General features: G+C 66.4%; 18 protein-coding genes. 6 read left to right on the top strand and 12 right to left on the bottom strand.

The features are described 5' to 3' along the window. The first annotated feature begins 3 nt into the window (after window positions 1–3). Together ABE423_RS07030 and ABE423_RS07025 are read left to right on the top strand one after the other, a co-directional pair. On the top strand, window positions 4–867 hold the full coding sequence (locus ABE423_RS07030; RefSeq protein ID WP_346485549.1) for a sugar phosphate isomerase/epimerase: 864 nt from the start codon (window positions 4–6) through the stop codon (window positions 865–867). A gap of 18 nt (window positions 868–885) precedes the next feature. Continuing rightward, window positions 886–1,182: a cytochrome c gene (locus ABE423_RS07025; protein WP_106467339.1), complete on the top strand. Its 297-nt coding sequence runs from the start codon at window positions 886–888 to the stop codon at window positions 1,180–1,182. Window positions 1,183–1,212: 30 nt separating this feature from the next. Here ABE423_RS07025 and ABE423_RS07020 read toward each other — a convergent pair whose 3' ends face one another. The 6 genes from ABE423_RS07020 to ABE423_RS06995 all read right to left on the bottom strand — a co-directional run bounded on the left by ABE423_RS07020 (window position 1,213) and on the right by ABE423_RS06995 (window position 6,501). Further along, on the bottom strand, window positions 1,213–1,989 hold the full coding sequence (locus tag ABE423_RS07020) for a DUF1080 domain-containing protein (RefSeq protein ID WP_346485546.1): 777 nt from the start codon (window positions 1,987–1,989) through the stop codon (window positions 1,213–1,215). Next, a complete protein-coding gene (locus ABE423_RS07015; RefSeq protein ID WP_346485544.1) occupies window positions 1,974–2,549 on the bottom strand; it encodes a gluconate 2-dehydrogenase subunit 3 family protein in 576 nt (191 codons plus the stop codon). The genes ABE423_RS07020 and ABE423_RS07015 overlap by 16 nt, the downstream gene beginning before the upstream one ends. Beyond that, entirely contained in the window at window positions 2,549–4,234 is a 1,686-nt protein-coding gene (locus ABE423_RS07010) for a GMC family oxidoreductase (RefSeq protein ID WP_125893709.1), read from the bottom strand. Before ABE423_RS07010 ends, ABE423_RS07015 begins: the two co-directional genes overlap by 1 nt. Window positions 4,235–4,261: 27 nt before the next feature. Continuing rightward, entirely contained in the window at window positions 4,262–5,158 is an 897-nt protein-coding gene (locus ABE423_RS07005) for a TIM barrel protein (protein ID WP_125893707.1), read from the bottom strand. Between the two features lie 201 nt (window positions 5,159–5,359). Further along, on the bottom strand, window positions 5,360–5,935 hold the full coding sequence (locus tag ABE423_RS07000) for a single-stranded DNA-binding protein (RefSeq protein ID WP_010483495.1): 576 nt from the start codon (window positions 5,933–5,935) through the stop codon (window positions 5,360–5,362). 170 nt (window positions 5,936–6,105) lie between these two features. Further along, the gene (locus ABE423_RS06995) at window positions 6,106–6,501 is read right to left on the bottom strand and encodes a hypothetical protein (RefSeq protein ID WP_071227796.1); all 396 of its coding nucleotides are present in this window, start codon (window positions 6,499–6,501) and stop codon (window positions 6,106–6,108) included. A gap of 138 nt (window positions 6,502–6,639) precedes the next feature. Here ABE423_RS06995 and ABE423_RS06990 point away from each other — a divergent pair, with 138 nt between their 5' ends. The 3 genes from ABE423_RS06990 to ABE423_RS06980 all read left to right on the top strand — a co-directional run bounded on the left by ABE423_RS06990 (window position 6,640) and on the right by ABE423_RS06980 (window position 12,303). Continuing rightward, window positions 6,640–7,671 carry a LacI family DNA-binding transcriptional regulator gene (locus ABE423_RS06990; protein WP_032129583.1) on the top strand — a complete coding sequence of 344 codons (1,032 nt, stop codon included), beginning with the start codon at window positions 6,640–6,642 and terminating at the stop codon, window positions 7,669–7,671. A 132-nt stretch (window positions 7,672–7,803) separates the two neighbouring features. Continuing rightward, window positions 7,804–8,706, top strand: a complete 903-nt coding sequence (locus ABE423_RS06985; RefSeq protein ID WP_134950937.1) for an ABC transporter ATP-binding protein — start codon at window positions 7,804–7,806, stop codon at window positions 8,704–8,706. Between the two features lie 12 nt (window positions 8,707–8,718). After that, complete coding sequence (locus ABE423_RS06980) at window positions 8,719–12,303, top strand: ABC transporter permease subunit (protein ID WP_346485540.1); 3,585 nt, start codon at window positions 8,719–8,721, stop codon at window positions 12,301–12,303. A 115-nt stretch (window positions 12,304–12,418) separates the two neighbouring features. Here ABE423_RS06980 and ABE423_RS06975 read toward each other — a convergent pair whose 3' ends face one another. The 6 genes from ABE423_RS06975 to ABE423_RS06950 all read right to left on the bottom strand — a co-directional run bounded on the left by ABE423_RS06975 (window position 12,419) and on the right by ABE423_RS06950 (window position 19,189). Beyond that, window positions 12,419–12,712, bottom strand: coding sequence for a hypothetical protein (locus tag ABE423_RS06975; RefSeq protein WP_336685778.1), 294 nt, complete (start codon window positions 12,710–12,712; stop codon window positions 12,419–12,421). Continuing rightward, a complete protein-coding gene (locus ABE423_RS06970; protein WP_317217222.1) occupies window positions 12,709–13,173 on the bottom strand; it encodes a GNAT family N-acetyltransferase in 465 nt (154 codons plus the stop codon). The genes ABE423_RS06975 and ABE423_RS06970 overlap by 4 nt, the downstream gene beginning before the upstream one ends. Before the next feature lie 115 nt (window positions 13,174–13,288). Continuing rightward, window positions 13,289–13,675 carry an SseB family protein gene (locus ABE423_RS06965; protein ID WP_346485538.1) on the bottom strand — a complete coding sequence of 129 codons (387 nt, stop codon included), beginning with the start codon at window positions 13,673–13,675 and terminating at the stop codon, window positions 13,289–13,291. A gap of 122 nt (window positions 13,676–13,797) precedes the next feature. Further along, window positions 13,798–15,513: an alpha-amylase family glycosyl hydrolase gene (locus tag ABE423_RS06960; protein WP_346485536.1), complete on the bottom strand. Its 1,716-nt coding sequence runs from the start codon at window positions 15,511–15,513 to the stop codon at window positions 13,798–13,800. Further along, window positions 15,513–17,000, bottom strand: a complete 1,488-nt coding sequence (locus ABE423_RS06955) for an MFS transporter (RefSeq protein WP_346485534.1) — start codon at window positions 16,998–17,000, stop codon at window positions 15,513–15,515. Before ABE423_RS06955 ends, ABE423_RS06960 begins: the two co-directional genes overlap by 1 nt. Then, complete coding sequence (locus tag ABE423_RS06950) at window positions 16,997–19,189, bottom strand: Six-hairpin glycosidase-like protein (protein WP_346485532.1); 2,193 nt, start codon at window positions 19,187–19,189, stop codon at window positions 16,997–16,999. Before ABE423_RS06950 ends, ABE423_RS06955 begins: the two co-directional genes overlap by 4 nt. A 237-nt stretch (window positions 19,190–19,426) precedes the next feature. Between ABE423_RS06950 and ABE423_RS06945 the strand changes: the two genes are divergently transcribed. Further along, window positions 19,427–21,478: a glycoside hydrolase family 97 protein gene (locus tag ABE423_RS06945; protein WP_346485531.1), complete on the top strand. Its 2,052-nt coding sequence runs from the start codon at window positions 19,427–19,429 to the stop codon at window positions 21,476–21,478. The last annotated feature ends 67 nt before the right edge of the window (window positions 21,479–21,545 follow it).

Below are 21,545 nucleotides of genomic sequence, written 5' to 3'. Positions count from 1 at the left end.
TTGATGAAAGCCCTTGTCCATGGAACTGCAAGCCTCATTCTGCTGCTCGCTACCCTGCCCGCTTTCGCAGTCGAAGCCGCCAGCACGCAGAAGCCGATCGCGGTACAGATGTACACCCTGCGCGATGCCGGCTCGCTCGAGCAGCAGCTGAAGATCGTCCGCGACGCCGGCGTCCATGCGGTGGAAACGGTCGGCACGCAGAACACCAGCGCCGCCGAGCTCAAGCAGCTGCTGGACCGGTATTCGATCAAGGCAGTTTCATCGCATGTGCCGCTGGCCGAGCTGCGCAGCAACCTGGATGGGGTGGTGACCTTCAACCGGTCGATCGGCAACACGACACTGGTGGTGCCGTACCTGGACAAGAAGGATCGTCCGAGCGATGCCGCCGGCTGGACCGCCCTGGGCCAGGAACTGGGCCGCATCGCAAAGCAGGTGCGCGGTAAAGGCATGCGCCTGGCCTACCACAACCACGACTTCGAACTGGCCGACTTCGACGGCAGGACCGGACTGGAGCTGCTGTTCGCCGCCGCCGGTCCAAACCTGCAGACCGAGCTGGACCTGGCCTGGGTCGCGCGTGCAGGCCTGGACCCGGCCGTGATGCTGGCAAAGTTCCGCGGCCACGTATTCGCGGTGCACGCCAAGGACAATGCACCGAAGGGCCAGGCCCAGGACGAAGGCGGATTCGCTGCGGTGGGCCAGGGCGTACTGGACTGGAACGCGATCCTGCCTGCTGCGGCAGCCGCCGGCGTGCATTGGTACATCATCGAGCACGACCAGCCACGCGATCCGGCCAGGATCATCCAGGCCGGTGCGGACTATCTGCGTGAACACCTGACCACCCGCGTGCCCGCCCATGCGCGGCGCTGACGCATCAAGGAGCCCCACATGAAAATGATCCTGGCAATGGCGGTGGCCCTGGGTGGCATGAGCGTTGCGACAACCGCCTGGTGCAAGGACGACCCGGCTGCGGGTGCAAAGCTCTACACCGCGAACTGCGTGGCCTGCCACGGCGCCGATCGTGCGGGCATGCCGGGCGCGTTCCCGGCGCTCACCGACATCGGCAAGCGCATGGCACCCGCACAGATCAAGGAAAAGATCAGCAAGGGCGGTGGGCTGATGCCGCCCTTCTCCCAGCTGTCACAGCAGGAGATCGATGACATCGCCAGCTATCTGGCGAAGTAAGCGGCCGGCAACCACACCGGCCATGTGCCACTACAGCTCGCGCACCCAGATGTTGCGGTAGCTGACCCTGGCGTCATGTTCCTGCAGATAGAGCGGCGCGCACCCATGCGGCGCGTACGACGGTGCGCCAATGTACTCGGTCTTGCCCGCCAGCACCGTGTCGTCCTGCACCAGGACGCCGTTGTGCAGCACCGTGATGCGCGCGGGCGACACAAGCCCACCGCCCTGCGAGAAGCGCGGCGCCTTCCAGAGGATGTCGTAGGCCTGCCACTCACCCGGTGCGCGCGAGGCGTTCACCAACGGCATGGCCTGCTTGTAGATCGAGCCCGCCTGGCCATTGGCATAGGTCGGGTTGTTGTAGCTGTCGAGCACCTGCAGCTCATACAGCTCCTGCAGGAAGATGCCGCTGTTGCCGCGGTTCTGTCCGTCGAAGCCCTTCGTGTCGGTAGGCGTGCGCCACTCGACATGCAGCTGGACGTCGCAGAAGCGTTGCCGGGTGCGAATGCCCTTGCTGCCGGGCACGACGGTCATGGCGCCATCGGCAACCTTCCAGGGCACGCCTCCGCCCTGCTCCGACTCCCACGCGGAGACATCCTTGCCATCGAACAGCACGATTGCGTCGGACGGGGCCTTGCCTGGCGGCGTAGCCACGGTCGCAGGTACCGGCGTCCACACCTCGGTCTTCTTCGGATCGCGCGCGGCGTCGGCACCGTTCTGCGCGAACACGGGTGAGGTGGTGGCCAGCACGGTGGCCGCGATCAGCAGCGGCTTGATCATCGTGTTGCGCTCCATCAGCTGGTCCCCCATGCGGGCGTGCCGGGAACATAGGCGAGGTCGCCGTCGTAGCGCCCCGGCACGGCGACGTACTGCAGCACCCCGGTGGCGCCGACCTTGGAGGTGAAGAAGCCGAAGATGGCCAGCTGCTTGAGCATCGTGAAGTAATGCGGCATCGCCTCGCCCTCTTCAGGCGTACCGGTTTCGGTCACATCGGCATGGCGTGCCTTGGCTTCGGCGTCCAGCGTGCGCAGCAATTCGGCGCGGGCTTCCGGCGTGAGCGACGCGAAGCGACCGCCGGCGCGTTTGTCGATGTCGGCCAGCCCTGCGCGGAACGTCGCCTGCTGCCGGGCGGTGTAGCAGTCACTGACGAACGTCGCCATGAACAGGCCGGCGCCGGCATCCTTCGCCCCTGGTGTCCGGGTCCGCGGCAGGATGGTCTCGGCGATCTCGTCCAGCGTAGCGACGTCGGTATCGGAGAAATGAATCTTGGTGGCGCCCGCCGGTGCCTGACCCTGCACAAGGGCAGGCAACCCAACCATGGCCGCACCGGTGGCGGCGACGATCATCTTCAACAGCTCGCGGCGATCCATCAGAGATTCCCCGCTTTCAGTTCGCGCACCGCATGATCTGCGGCCCGAGCCGTCAGCGCCATGTAGGTCAACGAAGGATTCACGCAGGCGCTGGAGGTCATGCAGGCACCGTCGGTCACATAGACATTGGGTGCATCCCAGACCTGATTGTGCTGGTTCAGCACCGAGCTCTTCCGATCACGTCCCATGCGCGCGGTCCCCATTTCGTGGATGCCCTTGCCCGGGGCGTAATCGTTGTCGTGCATCTTCACGTCCTTGACACCGGCCGCCTCCAGCATCTCGGCGGCATCGGCGGCCATGTCCTTGCGCATCGCCAGTTCGTTGGCGCGCATGGCAACGTCCATCGCCAGCACCGGCAGCCCCCACTTGTCCTTGCGGTCGCGGTCCAGGCGGATCGTGTTGTCGTGGTGCGGCAGCATTTCACCGAACCCGGTCATGCCGATGCGCCAGTCACCGGGCACGGTCAGCGCCTCCTTCAGATCGGCACCGATGTTCAGCTCGGCGATCTCGCGCGACCAGCCGGTGCGGCTGGCACCGCCCTGGTAGCCGAACCCGCGCAGATAGCCGCGCTTGTCGGCCGCAACGTTGCGGAAACGCGGAATGTAGAAGCCGCAGGGGCGACGCCCGAAGTAGTACTTGTCTTCGTAACCCTCGACCCGGCCGGAGGCGCCCGCACCGAAGTGATGGTCCATCACGTTGTGCCCGAGCTCGCCCGACGATGAGCCCAGCCCGCCCTCCCACACATCAGTGGCCGAGTTCATCAACAGCCACGTCGAGTTGAACGACGACGCGTTGAGGAAGATGACCTTGGCGGTGTACTGGTAGGTCTGGCCGGTTTCGGCATCGATGACCTCCACACCGCGGGCACGCTTGCGGTCCTTGTCGTAGAGCACTTCCTTGACGATCGAGAACGGCCGCAAGGTCAGGTTGCCGGTCTTCATCGCCGCCGGCAGTGTCGCTGCCTGGGTGGAAAAATAAGCGCCGAAAGGGCAACCCAGGATGCACTTGTTGCGGTACTGGCAGTTGACGCGGCCCTGTTCCGGCATGGGCTTTGTGATGTTGGCAGTGCGCGAGTGGATCATATGGCGCGTTCCGCCGAAGGCCTTCTTGATACGCGCGGCCACATCCTTCTCGACGATATTCAAGGGAATCGGCGGCAGGAACTCGCCGTCCGGCAACACGTCCAGTCCTTCGCGCGTGCCGGCGATGCCGGCGAACTTTTCCACATGGTCGTACCACGGCGCGATATCGGCGTAGCGGATGGGCCAATCGGCCGCGATGCCGTCCTTGAGGTTCGCCTCGAAATCCAGGTCGGAGAAGCGATAGCTCTGCCGGCCCCATAGCAATGAGCGGCCGCCGACGTGGTAGCCACGGAACCAGTCGAAACGTTTGGTCTCGATGTAGGGCGAGTCCTGTTCGTTGGCCCACATCCCTTCCAGATTCTCAGCCAGGCCGTAGTCGCGCATCAGCACCGGGAAGTCGGCCTTCATCGCCTGCGTTGGCCGGTTGCGATGCGGGAAGTCCCACGCTTCCTTCATCGCATTGACGTAGTCCTTGACGTGCTCGATGTTGCGTCCGCGTTCCAGCATCAGGACCTTCAGGCCCTTTTCGGTCAGCTCCTTCGCCGCCCAACCGCCACTGATTCCCGAGCCAACAACAATGGCGTCGTAATGATTATCTGCCATGGGTTTCTCACCTGGGTGGATATCGTTTCAGACGTCGCAGAGGCGGATCGCCTCGCGCAATGAGCCAACGGGATCGGGCGCTGCAGGCGTGAACTCCTGCGCCAGATACCCCTTGAAACCGGTGTCGCGGATCGCGCGGCAGATGGCCGGATAGTGGAGCTCCTGCTGGTCTCCGATCTCGTTCCGGCCGGGCACGCCTGCGGTGTGGTAATGCTTGAAGCAGGCGTGATGCTTGCCGATGGTGGCGATGATGTCGCCCTCCATGATCTGCATGTGGTAGATATCGTAGAGCAGGCCGAAGTTGTCCGAGCCGAGTCGCTGGCAAAGCTCCACGCCCCATGCCGAGTGGTCGCACAGGTAGTCGCGATGATCGACCCTGGAATTCAGCAGCTCCATCACCAGCACCACCCCGCGCTTCTCGGCGTGCCCGAGTATGCGCTTGAGGCCGGCCTCGGCATTGGCCATGCCTTCGGCGGGGTCCATGCCGTTGCGGTTGCCGGAGAAGCAGATCAGGTTGCGATAGCCGGCATCGGCCACCAGATCAATGTGCCGCGTGTAGCGCTCCACCAGCTGGTCATGGAACTGGCGGCCGGCAAAGCCCTTGGTCAGGCCCAGCTCCGCGCCGTTGCACATCGAGCTGTACACGCCATTCGCCTTCAGCGTGGACCAGTCTTCCGGGCCGACCAGGTCGATCGCGGCAAAGCCGATGTCCTTCACCGTCGCGCAAAGCTGGGCGACGGACAGCTGCGGGAAGGTCCAGCGGGCGACAGAATGCTTCAGGTTGCCCTTGAGCGGCGCCATGGCGGCGAATGCGGGCAGCGTACCCGCAGTACCCAGAGCTACGCCTCCAGCAACCGCCATGCGCAACGCATCGCGCCGCGTGAGGCCCGTCGCCGGGGCCGGTCTGATCGAATGGATGGACATCCACCTGCCGGCCTCCCAACCGGTATCAAACGCAACGATTCACAGCAATGCAATCGATTGCACCATAGGGGAGGAAATTGTCTGTTTGCAAGTCGCGGTGCACGAAAACCGATGCTGCGGGGCACAACTCCGAAGGGATTCCGGATAAAGAAAAGCCCCGCATGAGCGGGGCTTTCTTTTCTGCTGCGAACGAGCGTTCGATCAGAACGGAATATCGTCGTCAGCGAAGTCGTCCATCGGCGGCGCCTGCTGCGGCTGCGGGCGCTGGTTGCCACCCTGGTTGCCGTAACCGCCGCCCTGATTGCCGCCCTGGTTGCCATAGCCACCGCCCTGGCCGCCGCGCTGGCCACCGCCACCGCCGCCGTACTCCTGGCGCGGCGCCTGCTGGCGCTGCGGGCGATCGCCGCCGTAGTTGCCGCCACCGCCGCCACCGCCGCCTTCACCACGGCCGCCCAGCATCTGCATTTCATCGGCAACGATGTCGGTGGAGTACTTCTCCACGCCGTCCTGGCCGGTGTACTTGTCGTAGCGCAGGCTGCCTTCGACGTAGACCGAGCTGCCCTTGCGCAGGTACTCGCCGGCGATCTCGCCGAGCTTGCCGAAGAACACCACGCGGTGCCATTCGGTACGTTCCTGCTGGTTGCCATCCTTGTCCTTGCGGACGCTGGTGGTGGCCAGGCTGATGCGGGTGATCGCCATGCCGCTCTGGGTGTACTTCACGTCCGGGTCGTTGCCGAGGTTGCCGACCAGGATGACTTTGTTGATGCCGCGCGCCATAGATGGATTCTTCCGTTGTCCGGGGCTGGACCAGTGATAGCACACCCGACGGGGTGCCGATACGCTGGACCTCCCACGGTTGCGAATGGGGGATATCGGAACGAGGCATCTTACCATTCCCTTCGCCCCCGGCCCGTCGGGAATCCGGCCGATCCGGGTCGGAACCGGCCTCAACGAAGCAGGGGACGATCCAGCAGCAGGCCGGTGACCCGCGTAACCTCCCCCACCGCCACCACCTTGGGCCCTTCATGGCAGTGGAAGCGCACGCCCGGCTGGATACGCTCCCGGTGCAACCCCGCCCTCAGCACCTCATTGACCACGGTCAGGCCCGCCAGAAGGGGCTCGCCCACCGGCAGCGGCAGCTCGGTCGCCCAGCTGTCGCCCTCAGCGTGCCGGAAGTCGGGCCAGATCATGAACAGCTCGGGTGTCCCGGCGTCATCGGCGTAGGCGAAGTCCCAGCGGATACCGTTCCGGGCCGGGCTGCGTCGCCCGCCCTCCTCCGGCGCGAGGATACGGATCCGCGCCTCGAAATCATCCGGAACATCCGGGTACAGGCGAAAGGACACCGCTTGGCTCCATCAGGCTGTGGCACTGACCGTCGCACACCCGCGACCTTGACCACAAGCGGCGTCGGCCAGGACGGCCGGCAGCCACCGCATGGCATCATGCCCAGGCACCTTCCGCCTGCCCCCTTCCGCGTTCCCATGACGATCAAAGGCAAAGCCACCTCCCTGGACATCGCCCACCTGGCCGGGGTCTCCCAGCCGACCGTGTCGCGGGCGCTCCGTGGCAGCCCGATGGTCAACGCCGAGACCCGCGAGCGCATCCTGCGCATCGCCCGCGAGCTGAACTACAAGGTCGACAAGAACGCCTCCAGCCTGCGCCTGCGCAACGCCGGCACCCTGGCCCTGCTGTTCTTCGAAGACCCGACCAACGACGACTCGCTGATCAACCCGTTCTTCCACTCGATGCTGGGCTCGATCACCCGCGCCTGCGCCCTGCACGGGCAGGACCTGCTGGTCTCGTTCCAGCAGTTGTCCACCGACTGGCAGGCCGACTACGAGGACAGCAACAAGGCCGACGGCATCATCCTGCTCGGCTACGGCGACTACCACGAATCGCGCGACCGCCTGCAGCGGCTGGTCGAACAGGGCACGCACTTCGTGCGCTGGGGCGCCGCCCTGCCCGGCCAGCCCGGCGTGTCGATCGGCAGCGACAACTTCCAGGGCGGGCATGACATCACCACCCACCTGTTGCAGCAGGGCTGCCGCCGCATCGCCTTCCTCGGCCATGCCTCCAGCCATTACCCCGAATTCCAGGAACGCTACCGCGGCCATGTCGCGGCCCTGCAGGACCACGGCCTGGCCGCCGAACCGGCGCTGCAGCACGATGCGATCACCACCGAGGCTTCCGGCCAGGAGGCCTGCCAGGTGCTGCTGGCGCGCGGTGAACCGATCGATGCGATCTGCGCCGCCAGCGACCTGATCGCCATCGGTGCGATGCGCGCGCTCCGCGAGGCTGGCCTGCGGGTGCCACAGGACGTGGCGGTGACCGGCTTCGACGACATCCCACTGGCGGCCTCGGTATCCCCGGCGCTGACCACCGTGCAGCAGGACACCAAGCAGGCCGGACAGCTGCTGGTGGAGCGCCTGCTGGCACTGATCGGCCGGCAACCGGTGGAGAGCCAGAGCATCCCGGTGAAGCTGGTGGTGCGGGAATCTTCGCTGCGCGGGTAAGCGCTGCCAGGCCACCGCCCCACGCCCCAACGTGCGACGGCGGAATTCTCCCCCCATGACCAACGGCGGATGCGCACGGAGGCTGATGCGCGGATAACGCGCAGACATCGCCCATTGAAAGGTGTACGTCGCATGCTGAAGATCGATTCGCTGTCCAAGACGTACGCCAACGGCGTGCATGCCCTCAACAACGTCAACCTGGACATCCCGCGCGGCATGTTCGGCCTGCTCGGCCCGAACGGCGCCGGCAAATCGTCGCTGATGCGCACGCTGTCCACCCTGCAGGAGGCCGACAGCGGCACGGCCGTGCTCACCATCCCCGGCGAGACACCGATCGACGTGCTGCGCGACAAGGACGCGGTGCGCCGCCGGCTGGGCTACCTTCCGCAGGATTTCGGCGTGTACCCGAAAGTCAGCGCGCTGGACCTGCTGGAGCATTTCGCGGTGCTCAAGGGCCTGACCCAGCGCGCGCAGCGCCGCGAGGTGGTCGATGGACTGCTGCAGCAGGTGAACCTGTGGGACGCCCGCAAACGCAAGCTGGGCACCTACTCCGGCGGCATGCGCCAGCGCTTCGGCATTGCCCAGGCGTTGCTGGGTGACCCGCGGCTGGTGATCGTCGATGAACCCACCGCCGGCCTCGACCCGGAAGAACGCAACCGCTTCCTCAACCTGCTGGCGGCCATCGGCGAGAACGTGGCGGTGATCCTGTCCACCCACATCGTCGAGGACGTAACCGATCTGTGCCCGACGATGGCGATCATGAACAAGGGCCAGGTGCTGCTGACCGGCCGTCCTGCCGAAGCCATCGACGCCCTGCAGCACCAGGTCTGGCGCAAGCAGGTCGATCCTTCTGAACTGGCCGACCACGAAGCGCGCTATGTGGTGCTGTCGACCCGCCTGGTCGGTGGCCGCCCGGTGATCCACGTGCACAGCGCCAACGACCCCGGCGACGGCTTTGCGGCCGTAGCTCCCGACCTCGAGGACGTGTACTTCCAGCGCCTGCGCCTGCAGGCCCGTGCCCGCGCGGCAGCCTGAGCGGAGCACGCCATGATCCTCAACTTCTTCCGCTTCGAGCTGCGCGAGCAGCTGCGTTCCCCGCTGCTGTGGCTGCTGGCCGGGCTGTTCGCCCTGCTCGCCTTCGCCGCCGCCTCCAGCGACGCCGTGCAGATCGGTGGCGGCACTGGCAACGTGCACAGCAACGCGCCCACCGTGATCGCGCAGATGCTGGGCATCTTCACCCTGCTTGGCATGCTGGTCACCGCACTGTTCGTCAGCAATGCGCTGTTGCGTGACTTCGAACTCGGCACCGCCGAACTGATCTTCGCCAGTCCGGTGAAGCGCCGCGATTACCTGGCCGGGCGCATCGCTGCCGCCCTGGCGGCCGGGCTGCTGGTCTACGTCCTGATCGCGTTCGGCCTGTGGCTGGCGCCGTTCATGCCGTGGGTCGATCCCGAGCGCATGGGCCCGATCAGCTGGCAGGGCTATGCGTGGACGTTCGCGGTCATCGTCATTCCGAACCTGCTGTTCACCACCGCGCTGCTGTCGCTGCTGGCGGCGCTGACGCGCTCGATCCTGTGGGTCTACATCGGCCTGGTGGCCTACCTCGTGCTGTATGGCGTCAGTGCAGCCCTGCTGCGCGACATCGACAACACGTGGATCGCGGTGCTGAGCGAACCGTTGGGCATGCGCGCACTGGGCCGCACGATCCGCTACTGGTCCACCGCCGAACGCAACAACGGGATTCCCGAGCTGGCCGGTTACCTGCTGGCCAACCGCGCCCTGTGGTTGGGCGTGGCTGCCGCGCTGTTCACCGCCACCTTCGCGCTGTTCCGCACCGAACGCAGCGGCAGTGGCCGTCGGCGCTGGGGCCTCAGGCAGGCGCAACCGGTTGCCGATGCCGGCGCCGTCCGCCCCACCCGCGCAACGCTGCCGCGCGTGGTACCGGCGTTCACTACCACCACGGCGTGGCAGCAGTTCCTGCGCCAGGTCCGCTTCGATACACGTGGCGTCCTGCGCAGCGTGCCGTTCATCGTGCTGCTCGTGCTCGGCCTGGCCAACTTCCTGCCCAGCGCGCTGTTCCGGCAGACCCTGTACGGCACCTCGATCTGGCCGGTCACCTCGCAGATGATCATGGGCCTGCAGGGCGCCTTCAGCTGGCTGCTGGTGATCATCGTGCTGTTCTTCGCCGGTGAGCTGGTCTGGAAGGAACGCAGCGCGCGCATCAATGAAGTGACCGATGCCATGCCGGTGCCGAACTGGGTGCCGCTGCTGGCCAAGTTCACTGCACTGCTGGCGGTGATCGTCTGCTTCCAGGCCGCCGGCGCGCTGGCGGCGATGGGTGTGCAGCTGGCCAAGGGCTACACGCATCTTGAGCCGCTGCTGTACCTGCGCAGCCTGGCCCTGGATTCGGTGGTCTACATCCTGATGGGCGGCCTGGCGCTGGTGCTGCAGGTGCTCACCAACAACAAGTTCGTCGGCTACGCACTGCTGATCGTGGTGATGATCGGCCAGGGTGTGCTCGGCCTGCTCGACTACACGCAGAACCTGTACAACTTCGGCAGCTGGCCCAACGCGCCCTATTCGGACATGAACGGCTACGGCCACTTCCTGACCGGGCAGCTGGCGTTCCAGGGCTACTGGGCCCTGTTCCTGCTGACGTTGATGTGCCTGGCATCGGCATTCTGGGTGCGTGGCGTCAGCCAAGGGCTGCGCCAGCGACTGGCCCTGGCCGGCCGCCGCCTGCGCGGTCCGACCGGCGTCTTCGCTGGAGTAGCGGCCTTGGCCTTCATCGGCGTGGGCGGCTGGCTCTACTGGAGCACCAACATCCGCAACGAGTTCATCTCGCCCGACCAGCAGCTGGATCTGCAGGCCCGCTACGAGCGCGAGCTGTCGAAGTACCGCACTTTGCCGCAGCCTCGCATCGTGGCGGTGGACAACCGCGTGGACCTGTTCCCCGAATCGCAGTCGATGGTGATCGATGCGAACTGGACGGTGCGCAACACGCATGCCGTGCCAATCCAGGACGTGCATGTCTCGATGGGCGACGACAAGCAGCTGGTCGCGGCTGACCTGGGTGGGCAGACCTTGTCGATGCACGACGCCGACCTTGGCTACCGCATCTACCGCCTGGCCGCGCCACTGCAACCGGGTGAAAGCCGCAACGTCCACTTCCGGGTGGTGCAGAAACCCAATGGCATCACCGCCGGCCAGGCGCCGAGCAACATCGTCGACAACGGCACGTTCTTCAACAGCCGCGTACTGCCGTCGTTCGGCTACAACGAAGGCGCCGAGATCAGCGACCGCAACGAGCGGCGCAAGCGCGGCCTGGGTGAGCCGCGGCGCATGCCCAAGCTGGAAGACGAAGCCGCGCGTGCCAACACCTACATCTCCAACGATGCCGATTGGCTCGACTTCCGCACCACGGTCTGCACCGCACCGGACCAGGTGGCGCTGGCGCCGGGCTACCTGCAGAAGGAGACCGCGGTGAATGGCCGCCGCTGCTTCAGCTACGCCATGGATCGGCCGATGCTGAACTTCTACGCCTATCTGTCGGCACGCTGGGAGGTGCGCAAGGCGAAGTACAAGGACATCCCGATCGAGGTCTACTTCGACCCGGCGCACGGCTACAACGTGGACCGGATGATCGAAGCGGTGCAGAAGTCGCTGGCCTACTACGAAGCGAACTTCACGCCCTACCAGCACCGCCAGGTACGCATCATCGAGTTCCCAGGCTATGCGCGCTTCGCGCAGTCGTTCGCCAATACCATCCCCTACTCCGAGGCCATCGGCTTCATCGCCGACCTGCGCGATCCGGACAAGGTGGACTACGTGTTCTACGTGACCGCGCACGAGATCGCGCACCAGTGGTGGGCGCACCAGGTGATCGGTGCCAACGTGCAGGGCGCGACGGTGCTCTCCGAATCGTTGTCGCAGTACTCTGCGCTGATGGTGATGGAGCAGGAGTACGGCCGCCAGCACATGCGCCAGTTCCTCAAGCGCGAGCTGGATGGCTACCTGTCCGGACGCGGTGGCGAGGCCATCGAGGAGCAGCCGCTGGAGCGCGTGGAGAACCAGCAGTACATCCACTACCAGAAGGGTTCGCTGGTGTTCTACCGGCTGCGCGAGGAAATCGGCGAGCAGGCGCTGAACCGTGCGTTGAAGCGCTTCCTGCAGGACAAGGGCTATCAGCAACCGCCGTACACCACCTCACGCGAACTGCTGGGCTACATCCGGGCGGAGACCCCGGCCGACCGCCAGCAGCTGGTCACCGACCTGTTCGAGAAGATCAGTTTCTACGACAACCGGGTGATGGCCGCCAGCGCCCGCAAGCGTGCTGACGGTCGCTACGACGTGACCCTGGACCTGCACGCCGCCAAGCAGTACGCCGATGGCAAGGGCAAGGAGAGCGACGGCACGATGGATGACTGGGTCGAGATCGGCGTGTTCGCCAACGGGCCGTCGGGCAAGGAACGCGACCAGAAGGTGCTGTATCTGCAGCGCCACCACATCACCAGCGCCGCGCCGAAGATCACGGTGACGGTGGATGAAAAGCCGGATGAAGCAGGCTTCGACCCGTACAACAAGCTGATCGACCGCGTGAGCGATGACAACCGGCGCAAGGTGACGATGTGAGGCAACGGGGCGCCGGCCTGTCCGCCGGCGCTCCACGCAACACCTGCGGGCTTGGCTCGGCCTTACTGTAGTGCCGAGCCATGCTCGGCATACTGCCCACGGTGACCGCGAAGCTTCAGCGCACCGTCGCCTTCGGCCCCAGCAACGCCAGCAGCACATAGACCACGATCGAGGCGACGGTACCGAGCGCCGCCGGCAACCCGAATGCCCACGCCGAACGGCCCTGCTGGCGCGCCCACTGGGCCAGATGCCAGGCCGCGCCCAGGTTGATCAGCCAGGCAATGACGAAGACCGGCCACAGCACCATGCCCACCGCGCGCAGCAGGGGCATGGAGACCAGTGCGGCAACGATGGCTGCGATCAGGAAGATCAGTGCTGAGCGGGAGTGCCGGGCCGTTGCGGCGCTCATGCGGCCAACCTGCGCACCATCACCAGCACGCGGTGGCTGCGGTTGTCGGCTTCCTGCAGCGGCTTCCAGCCCAACCGCGCATACAGGCCGCCATCCAGGGATTCGGTCTGCAGGTACAGTTCGGAAACCCCCATCCGCACCGCCTGCGCCGCGGCCTGCTCGACCAGCGCGCCAGCCAGCCCACGCCCGCGATGACTATCGGCCACGAACACGCTGCCCAGCCAATGCTCGTACTGCGGGAAGGCCTGCATTTCCCGGCGCTTGAGCTGCACGGCACCGACCACCTGGTCGCCATCGAAGGCGGCGATCAGGTGCGGGAAACCCTCGGCGTCCTGAGGTGTGTTCAGCCGCTGCAGTTCCTGTTCCAGCGACAGGCCGGCGTCGCGGCCCCATTCGGCGTGGTACCACCGGGCCAACTGCTGCCGTCCCGGTGCGCCGGCGGGTAATACCCTGAATTCCATGGCAATGCCTCGATGGGGAAGCGTTCTGTAGAGTCGAGCCATGCTCGACTGATCTGGCACTGTGCGAAAGGCAGTCGAGCATGGCTCGACTTTACAAATATAGCGCGGTGGCGGTTCAGCTCTGGGCGAAGTCCTTCAGGATCTCGCCGACGCCGCTCGGCGAAATCTCAAAGCCCAGCGAAGTGCCCGGATTGATCACCACGCCATAGCCACCCGGCACGCGGCGCAGCACGTCCAGCATCAGCCAGCGGATCTGGTGTTCGGCCTGCTGGCTGTAGATGCCCACCCGCGACGGGTCGGTGAACACGGCCACGTGCAGGGTGCCCTGCTTGTCGAACAGCAGCGGGTCGAAGCCGCTGCCGTCGTGAGTGACCAGGCTGCCGGTCAGCAGCACCACTTCGGAGGCGACGAAGGCCTCCATGAAGGCGCGGATCGGCACCGCCCCGTCCATCGCCGCCTTGAGCAGGGTTTCGATCGGGGTCTGCGGGGCGAGGTCGGTCATGGCGGTACGGCGGGGCGTAAGGGGTGCCTATTGTGCCGGATGCAGGCAAACCAGGTAGTGCCGGCCGCTGGCCGGCACCTGAAGGTGCCATGGATTCATGGGTTGCCGGCCAGCGGCCGGCACTACCGCCCCAGCCGCTGATCCCGCGCCTTCTGGTCGGCCATCGCCTTGTCCAGCTCGGCCTGCAATGCCGGCTGCTGCACGGCGGCGTCCAGCACGTAGACCTTCACGCCGTGCGCGGGCACGTCGGCCTTCAGGGAGGCATCCACCTGCAACCAACCGCCGTCCAGTGCATCGCGCCAGCGGCCCGCCTGCACGTAACGCGACACGGTGAGGATCCTGGTCCGGTCGCCCTTGTTCAGCAGCACCAGCGCGGTCTGCGCCACGTCGCCCTGCTGCAGCACGCGGAAGAACACCGCTTCATCACCCTGCAGGCGCTCGTTCACCTGCAGGCCACGCTGCAGCGCCGGCGTGGCTTCGCGCAATCGCGCGATACGCTGCAGCGGCGCGAAGATCGGACTCTCCGGTGCGGCATCCACACGCGGCTGGCCGAAGTAGGCACGATTGCCGGCATGCTCGGCGCGGCCGCGCATGAAGCCGGTTTCCGAGCCGTAATAGACCACCGGAATGCCGCGTGCGGTGAACAACCAGTTGTGCGCATCGATGAAGCCGCTGTCGCTGGCCTGCAGGCGCGGCATGTCGTGGTTGTCGTAGAAGCTCATCAGCTCATACGGGTTGGCGTACGGGCCACCGCTCAGGTGCAGCGGCTCGGCCAGGGTCTCGAAGCCCTTTCCGGCGGTGCCGAAGGTCTGCTCCAGTGCGCCGCGCAGCGGGAAGTCGAGCACGCTGACATTGGCGTTGGCCGGCCAGGTGTGTTCGGCGATGCTCGCGGCGTTGTAGTCGAACGCTTCGCCGAACATGAACATGCCCGGATGCTCGGCGCGGATGCGCTTCACGAAGGCATGCCACCACGGGTGCGGCAGCCAGCCGATGGTGTCGATGCGCAAGGCATCCACGCCCTGCGCGGTCCACTGCAGGTAAGCACCCACCAGATAATCCATCACCGCCGGATTGTCCTGGTTGAAGTCGGACAGCTCGGCAAGGTTGCCGTCGAAGATCGATCCGTTCTTGCCGTCGACCGGACCGATGTTGTTGTAGAACGCATGCAGCGGGTTGTGCTTCGGATCCAGCTTCTGCGGTGGCAGGTTCTGGTGGTCGGCGATCAGCGTTCCGTCCTTGTCGAAGATCTGGCCGAACTGCGGCTGCCGCGTCGGCATGGTCCAGGCCGGCGAGCCGTGGTTGCCGACGATGTCCAGCACCACCTTCAGGCCTGCGCCGTGCAGGCCCTTGGTCAACCCCGCGAAGTCCAGATCCCTGCTGGGCAGGTGCTCATCGAGTTTGTAGAAATTGACGCCCCAGTAGCCGTGATAACCGGTCTTGCCACGATCGGTCAGCGTGCTGGTACAGCTGATCGCCTTGCTGCCGGTGAATGCCTCGTCCGGGTTGTCGATGATCGGCGTGATCCATACCGCGCCGAAGCCGAGGTTGCGGATGTACTGCGCATTGTCGAGCACGCCGCGGAAGTCGCCACCGAGGTAGCCGATATTACCGTCCACCTTGTCCGGGCACGGCACCGGGATATCGAAGGTGCGGTGCGTGCCGCCCTGGTCGCGGTGGTCGTTGGACGGGTCGCCGTTGACGAAGCGGTCGGTGACCACGAAGTACACCGCATCGCTGGCGAACGGCTCGGTGGTGCCCACATAGTCCGGGCGTGGCGCGGCCGCCGCATGGCCGGCCAGCAGTACCAGGGAAACAGCAACAGACAGCGCACCACGCATCACACCACCTCCGGACGGGATGGAACCCGCAGCACGCACAGGCCGGCGACGAACAGGCTGCAGCCGCCCAGCACCAGCACATGCATCGGCTGACCGCCCAGCCAAGCGCGCAGGGCAAAGCCGAGCGCACTGGCCGCGACCAGCTGCGGGATCACGATGAAGAAATTGAAGATGCCCATGTACACGCCCATCTTCGATGCCGGCACGCTGTCGGACAGCAGCGCATAGGGCAGCGAAAGGATGGACGCCCAGGCGAAGCCGACGCCGACCATCGACAGCAGCAGCCAGTGTGGGTCGCGGATGAACATCAGCGAGACCAGGCCGGCGCCGCCCAGCCACAGGTTGACCAGGTGGCTCCAGCGCAGGCCGATCGCACGCACCATCGGCGGGATCAGTACTGCGGCCAGCGCGGCGAAGCCGTTGTAGGCACCAAACAGCACGCCCACCCAGTTGGCGCCCTCGTTGTAGGCCGCCGACTGCGGATCGGTCGAGCCGAAGTGGATACCGGCCACCGCGGCGGTGGTGTAAATCCACATCGCAAACAGCGCGAACCACGAGAAGAACTGCACCCACGCCAAACGACGCATGGTCACCGGCATCGCGCGCAGGTCGCCGACGATGGCGGCCAGCATATGCGTGGCCGGCAAGGCACGCGCGGCCGCCAGCAGCAGGCCGTAGCCGGCGCACAGTCCTGCCAGCACATACAGCATCCTGTCGCCCTGCCGCCAGGCGATCAGCAGCGCCAGCACCACGCCGAGCCCCAGCCACAGCGCCACCTGTGCCCACGGCGCGGGGCCACTGATCGCAGCCCCTGCGTGGTGCGCCGGCGGCTCGGCATCGTCAAACCCGGCCAGCTCTGCCGGCGAGTACTCGCGGGTGCTGACCACCGTCCAGGTGATCGCCGCCAGCAGCACCACCGCGCCGAAGTAGAACGCATAGCGCACGGTATCGGGCACTTCGCCGGCAGCTGCGGTATTGGCAACACCGAAGTGGGCCAGGATGAACGGCAGGAAGCTGGCGACGATGGCGCCCACACCGATGAAGAAGCTCTGCATGGCATAGCCGGCCGGACGCTGGCGCGGCGCCAGCTGATCGCCGACGAAGGCGCGGAACGGTTCCATCGACACGTTGATCGAGGCGTCCAGCACCCACAAGGTACCGGCGGCGATCCACAGCGTCGGCGAATTCGGCATCACCAGCAGCGCCAGCGTAGTCAGTACCGCACCGATCATGAAGAACGGGCGGCGACGGCCCCAGCGCGTCCAGGTGCGATCGGACAGGTAACCGATCACCGGCTGCACCAGCAGGCCAGTCAGTGGCGCCGCGATCCACAGCCCGGGCACCGCGTCCATGTCCGCGCCCAGTGTCTCGAAGATGCGGCTGGCGTTGGCGTTCTGCAGGGCGAATCCGAACTGGATGCCGAGGAAGCCGAAACACATGTTCCAGATCTGCCAGAACGACAACTGCGGTTTGACGGGACGACTCATCGTGCGCCCTCTTCCATCGCCACCGGCGCCACCTTCAGCGCCTGCACCTGGGCCTGGTTGAGCACACCCTCACGTCCACCCTTGCCGCCCGTGTAGTGCGCGAAGTGCTGCAGCGCGCTCATGTTGAAGCCCTCTTCAAGCGCGACCGTGCATTGCCCCTTGGGCACCGTGAATGTCGCCGAGGTCGAGTCCTGCATCGCCACGCTGTGCGGCAGAGTGACCGTATGCCGCTGCAATGGCTGGCCCGGGCACTGCAGCACCAGCTGCTTGACCGCAGCGGTGACGCCGGTGTTGATCGGCCCGTTCGGGTTGCGGTACTGCAGGCGCAGGCGCACCTGCCCGGCCTGGCCCGCGGTGAACTGCCAGCGTTCCTCGCCCTTCAGCACCTGCTGCGGACCGACGCAGAGCGTCGGGCTGTGCAGCGACTCCAGCGCACCCTCGCGCAGGGTCAGGCTGAGGCAGTGCTGCAGGCCATCGTCGCTGATGTGCACCGGGCCATTGCTGGCGACGAGGGCCCTGCCGTCCTTCCACAGAACCTGCTCGGCTTGCACCGGAACGTTCCAGCCCGTGCCCATGCGCAGGGCCTGCGGTGCCGCCGGTGTTGCGGGCGCACGCGCGTTGGCATCCGCAGTCGTGGCAGCGAAACCGGTTGCTGCCGGGGCAGCGACCAGCTGCACCGTGGTAGTCGTGCCACGTGTGATGGTGCTGCCGGCCACCAGCAGGCCATCGCCCACGTTCTGCGGGCGCTCCAGCACATAGCGCCTGCCGTTGGCTTCCAGCGTGATGCGGGGATGCGTGCCGAACAGCTCCGGCACCAGTTCGGCCGGCAGTTTGGGCTGCACGCGACCGTCATCCTGCACGCCGAACACACCCTCGGTCACCATCGACAGATAGCCGGCCACCGACCACAACTGGCGTTCGGAGTTGACCACCGGGCCGCTGAGTGCGCCTTCGTCGACATGCACGGCCTGGCTGACCAGCTCGTAGTTCTCCATGTTGGAACCGGCCAGCGCCGCGCCCTGCATCAGCGAGCGGATTTCGGCAGCGATGCGCGGCGCATCGTCCAGCTGCCGCGCCGCACGCAGCGAGTAGGCGCTGACGAACGGCCAGATCGCGCGGTTGTGGTAGATCGGCTGCTGCGACTCCTGCGGCCACACCACCGGACTGCCGGCCGGCGCCATCGGGTAGGCGGCCAGCGCACGGCGCGCACGCTCGGCCGGCAACACCTCGGCGAGGATGCCCAGCGACAGGCCGAGCAGATCGACCTTGGCGTAGGGCACCGGGTGCGCGGCTTCGCCGATGTAGCTCATGTACTGGCCCATGTCCTCGCGCCAGAAGCGCGCATCGATCTGCTGCGCCAACGCATCGGCCCACGCCTTGTAGTCAGCCGCGCGGGCATCACCATGTTGGCCAGCCAGGCGTTCGGCCAGGCGCAGCGCCTGGTAGTGCAGCACGTTGGTGGACAGCGCATAGGAATCGCCGATGAAGCGCACGTCCTCGCGGGTCCAGTCCGGATAGGTCTGCTCACGCCAATCCAGGAACGAGGTCTCGCCACGATAAAGGCCCATTCGCGCGTCGAACACCATCGCGCGGTCCTGCGCCAGCGTACCCTGCAGCGCCTGCCAGACCTGGTCGGCAAACGCGCGATCCTCCAACAGGTGGCGTGCCGCCAGGAACCACACCACGCGGTCGCTGCTGATTGGCCAGCTGCCGCCGGAACCGGTGTCCTGCGCCACGAACAGGCCGGGCGTATGGCCATCGCGCGCTGCCGAGAGCTTGAACTGAAGCGACTGCCGGGTGCGCTGCGGGTCCAGCCGCGCCAGCGCCAGGTCGGCGGCGAAGCTGACATCGCGGGTCCACACGTAGGGCCAGCGCGCGCCGGTCTGGAAGCACCCGCATGGCACCGGCCGGCCTTCGTCGAACGCGGGATCGCGGATCGCATCCACGCGGTCCTGGTCCATCTCCTGCTGGGCCAGCGCGAACAGTGCATCGAACATCACGCTGCCGGTCTGGCTGCGCATCGGCATGGGCGCGATACGCACCTCAGCCTTCGGCGCATGCAGCACGTAGCTGCCGTTGGCAGCGGCTTCGGCGCGCGCATGGCGGCCGTCGAATTGCAGGTCGGCCGCCTGCGCGGTCGATCCCAGCGCTGCCCCCAGGGCAGCGGTCAGGCAAATGATCTTCAGCATCGAAGCGGCGGACCGGCTTTCGCCCGTCGGCCTCCCTCCCTCTCTGCACGCGTTGTAGGTCCGCACCGTCGTTGTCGGCGGGCGGGCGCGGCCCCTCCCTCAAGGTGCCTTGGCCCCATGGTAGACGCGGGGCTGTCGGCTGCGTCCAGCTGCATACGTATTCATGGCGTTGCGCGGTAGCGGGCCTGCCGCGCTGGCTTATGGTCCGGGTCTGCCAACGGCGCCTTGGGAGGGGAAATGCCGATGTCACCCACTGCTGTACGCGCGGTGTTCGCGCACCTGCTCGGTCTGGCTCTGCTGGGCCTGGCCACGCTGGCGCAGGCCGCGCCGCAGGTGGCCAGCGTCGAATCACCGGGAAAGGTGCTCAAGGTCAGCCTGGTGCTGGACGGTGGCACCGCGCGCTATCGCGTCGAGCGTTTCGGCGAGACCGTGGTGGAAGATTCGAAGCTGGGCTTTGCCTTGCGCGATGGGCGCCTGGACCGGGATTTCGCCCTGCTCGGCCAACAGCAACGCAGCGTCGATGACAACTGGGAACAGCCCTGGGGCGAACGCCGGCTCACCCGCAACCACTTCAACGAACTGACCGTGCAGCTGGCCGAGACCACCGGCAGCAAGCGCCGGCTGGATGTGGTGTTCCGCGTGTACGACGATGGCCTTGGCTTCCGCTACGTATTCCCCGAGCAGCCGAACCTGCGCGAAGCCATCATCGATGACGAGCTGACCGAGTTCGCCATCGCGCAGGATTCCACCGCGTGGTGGATCCCTGCCGGCGAACCGATCCACTACGAGTACCTGTACCAGCGCACGCCGCTGCGCGAGGTTCCGCTGGTGCATACGCCGATGACCCTGCGCAGCCGCGATGGCCTGCACGTGGCGATTCACGAGGCCGCGCTGGTGGACTATGCCGGCATGTGGCTGCGCCGCACCGAGGGCCAGCGCCTGCGCGCGCAGCTCTCGCCCTCGGCCGAAGTCTGGAAGGTGCGCCGCGGCCTGCCCTTCGCCACGCCGTGGCGCACGCTGCAGATTGCCGACCGTGCCGGCGGCCTGGTCGAATCGGACCTGATCCTCAACCTCAACGAACCCAATGCGCTGGGTGATGTGAGCTGGGTGAAGCCGGCCAAGTACCTGGGGGTGTGGTGGTCGATGCACCTGGACAACGAGAGCTGGGCGACCGGGCCGAAGCATGCGGCCACCACCGCGAAGACGAAGAAGGTGATCGACTTCGCCGCCGCACACGGCTTCCGTGGCGTGCTGGTGGAAGGCTGGAATCCGGGCTGGGACGGCATGTGGGTGGGCAATGGCTACGACTTCGATTTCACCCGTGCCACGCCCGATTTCGACATTGAAGCGCTGTCGGCGTATGGCCTGAACAAGGGCGTGCACCTGATCGGCCACCATGAAACCGGCTGCGCCATCGAGCACTACGAGGACCAGCTGGACGCTGCGCTGGACCTGTACGCGCGGCTGGGCGTGGACCAGTTCAAGACCGGTTACGTCTGCGACGACGGTCAGGTCGACCGCCGCAATCCCTCGGGCGGCTCGCTGTGGCGTGAGTGGCATGACGGGCAGTTCATGGCGCGCCACCACCTGAAGGTGGTCCAGGAATCGGCACGCCGCCATCTGTCGGTGAACCCGCATGAGCCGATCAAGGACACCGGCCTACGCCGCACCTATCCCAACTGGATCTCGCGCGAAGGCGCACGCGGCATGGAGTACAACGCTTGGGGCCAGCCGCCGAACCCGCCGGAACATGAGGTCAATCTGGTGTTCACCCGCATGCTGGCCGGGCCGATGGATTACACCCCCGGCATCCTCAGCCTGAAGGGCCGCCACGGCCAGGCCATTCCCAGCACGCTGGCACGCCAGCTGGCGCTGTACGTGGTGCTGTACAGCCCGATCCAGATGGCCGCCGACCTGCCCGAGCACTACCTGCAGCATCGCGAGGCATTCCGCTTCATCGAAGACGTCGCGGTGGACTGGGAGCAGAGCCGCGTGCTCGATGGCGAAGTGGGCGACTACGTGACGATCGTGCGCCGCGACCGCAACAGCCGCGACTGGTTCCTCGGCAGCATCACCGACGAGCACGGCCGCGTGCTGCCGGTGTCGCTGGGCTTCCTGGAACCGGGCGTGCGCTACCGCGCCGAGATCTACCGCGATGGCGAGGGCGCGGATTTCCGCAGCAATCCCTTCGCATTCGCGCGCGAAACCCGAGAGGTGACCAGCGCCGACGTGCTGACGCTGGTGCTGGCACCGGGGGGTGGGCAGGCCATTCGTTTCACGCCGCTTTGAATGCCGCAGTAGTGGGGGGGGGGGGGCGGGCTCCCCGGGTACACACGAAGAAGACACAGGCAGCGAC

This window comes from Stenotrophomonas sp. TWI1409 (assembly GCF_039673015.1).
Classification (GTDB): domain Bacteria; phylum Pseudomonadota; class Gammaproteobacteria; order Xanthomonadales; family Xanthomonadaceae; genus Stenotrophomonas; species Stenotrophomonas maltophilia_A.
This window is presented reverse-complemented; position numbering and strand designations above follow the sequence as displayed.

Coding starts and splice junctions, on each gene's coding strand:
- ABE423_RS07030 (WP_346485549.1), top strand. CDS start 4: ATGAAAGCCCTTGTCCATGGAACTGCAAGCCTCATTCTGCTGCTCGCT.
- ABE423_RS07025 (WP_106467339.1), top strand. CDS start 886: ATGAAAATGATCCTGGCAATGGCGGTGGCCCTGGGTGGCATGAGCGTT.
- ABE423_RS07020 (WP_346485546.1), bottom strand. CDS start 1,989: ATGGGGGACCAGCTGATGGAGCGCAACACGATGATCAAGCCGCTGCTG.
- ABE423_RS07015 (WP_346485544.1), bottom strand. CDS start 2,549: ATGGATCGCCGCGAGCTGTTGAAGATGATCGTCGCCGCCACCGGTGCG.
- ABE423_RS07010 (WP_125893709.1), bottom strand. CDS start 4,234: ATGGCAGATAATCATTACGACGCCATTGTTGTTGGCTCGGGAATCAGT.
- ABE423_RS07005 (WP_125893707.1), bottom strand. CDS start 5,158: ATGTCCATCCATTCGATCAGACCGGCCCCGGCGACGGGCCTCACGCGG.
- ABE423_RS07000 (WP_010483495.1), bottom strand. CDS start 5,935: ATGGCGCGCGGCATCAACAAAGTCATCCTGGTCGGCAACCTCGGCAAC.
- ABE423_RS06990 (WP_032129583.1), top strand. CDS start 6,640: ATGACGATCAAAGGCAAAGCCACCTCCCTGGACATCGCCCACCTGGCC.
- ABE423_RS06985 (WP_134950937.1), top strand. CDS start 7,804: ATGCTGAAGATCGATTCGCTGTCCAAGACGTACGCCAACGGCGTGCAT.
- ABE423_RS06980 (WP_346485540.1), top strand. CDS start 8,719: ATGATCCTCAACTTCTTCCGCTTCGAGCTGCGCGAGCAGCTGCGTTCC.
- ABE423_RS06975 (WP_336685778.1), bottom strand. CDS start 12,712: ATGAGCGCCGCAACGGCCCGGCACTCCCGCTCAGCACTGATCTTCCTG.
- ABE423_RS06970 (WP_317217222.1), bottom strand. CDS start 13,173: ATGGAATTCAGGGTATTACCCGCCGGCGCACCGGGACGGCAGCAGTTG.
- ABE423_RS06965 (WP_346485538.1), bottom strand. CDS start 13,675: ATGACCGACCTCGCCCCGCAGACCCCGATCGAAACCCTGCTCAAGGCG.
- ABE423_RS06960 (WP_346485536.1), bottom strand. CDS start 15,513: ATGCGTGGTGCGCTGTCTGTTGCTGTTTCCCTGGTACTGCTGGCCGGC.
- ABE423_RS06955 (WP_346485534.1), bottom strand. CDS start 17,000: ATGAGTCGTCCCGTCAAACCGCAGTTGTCGTTCTGGCAGATCTGGAAC.
- ABE423_RS06950 (WP_346485532.1), bottom strand. CDS start 19,189: ATGCTGAAGATCATTTGCCTGACCGCTGCCCTGGGGGCAGCGCTGGGA.
- ABE423_RS06945 (WP_346485531.1), top strand. CDS start 19,427: ATGCCGATGTCACCCACTGCTGTACGCGCGGTGTTCGCGCACCTGCTC.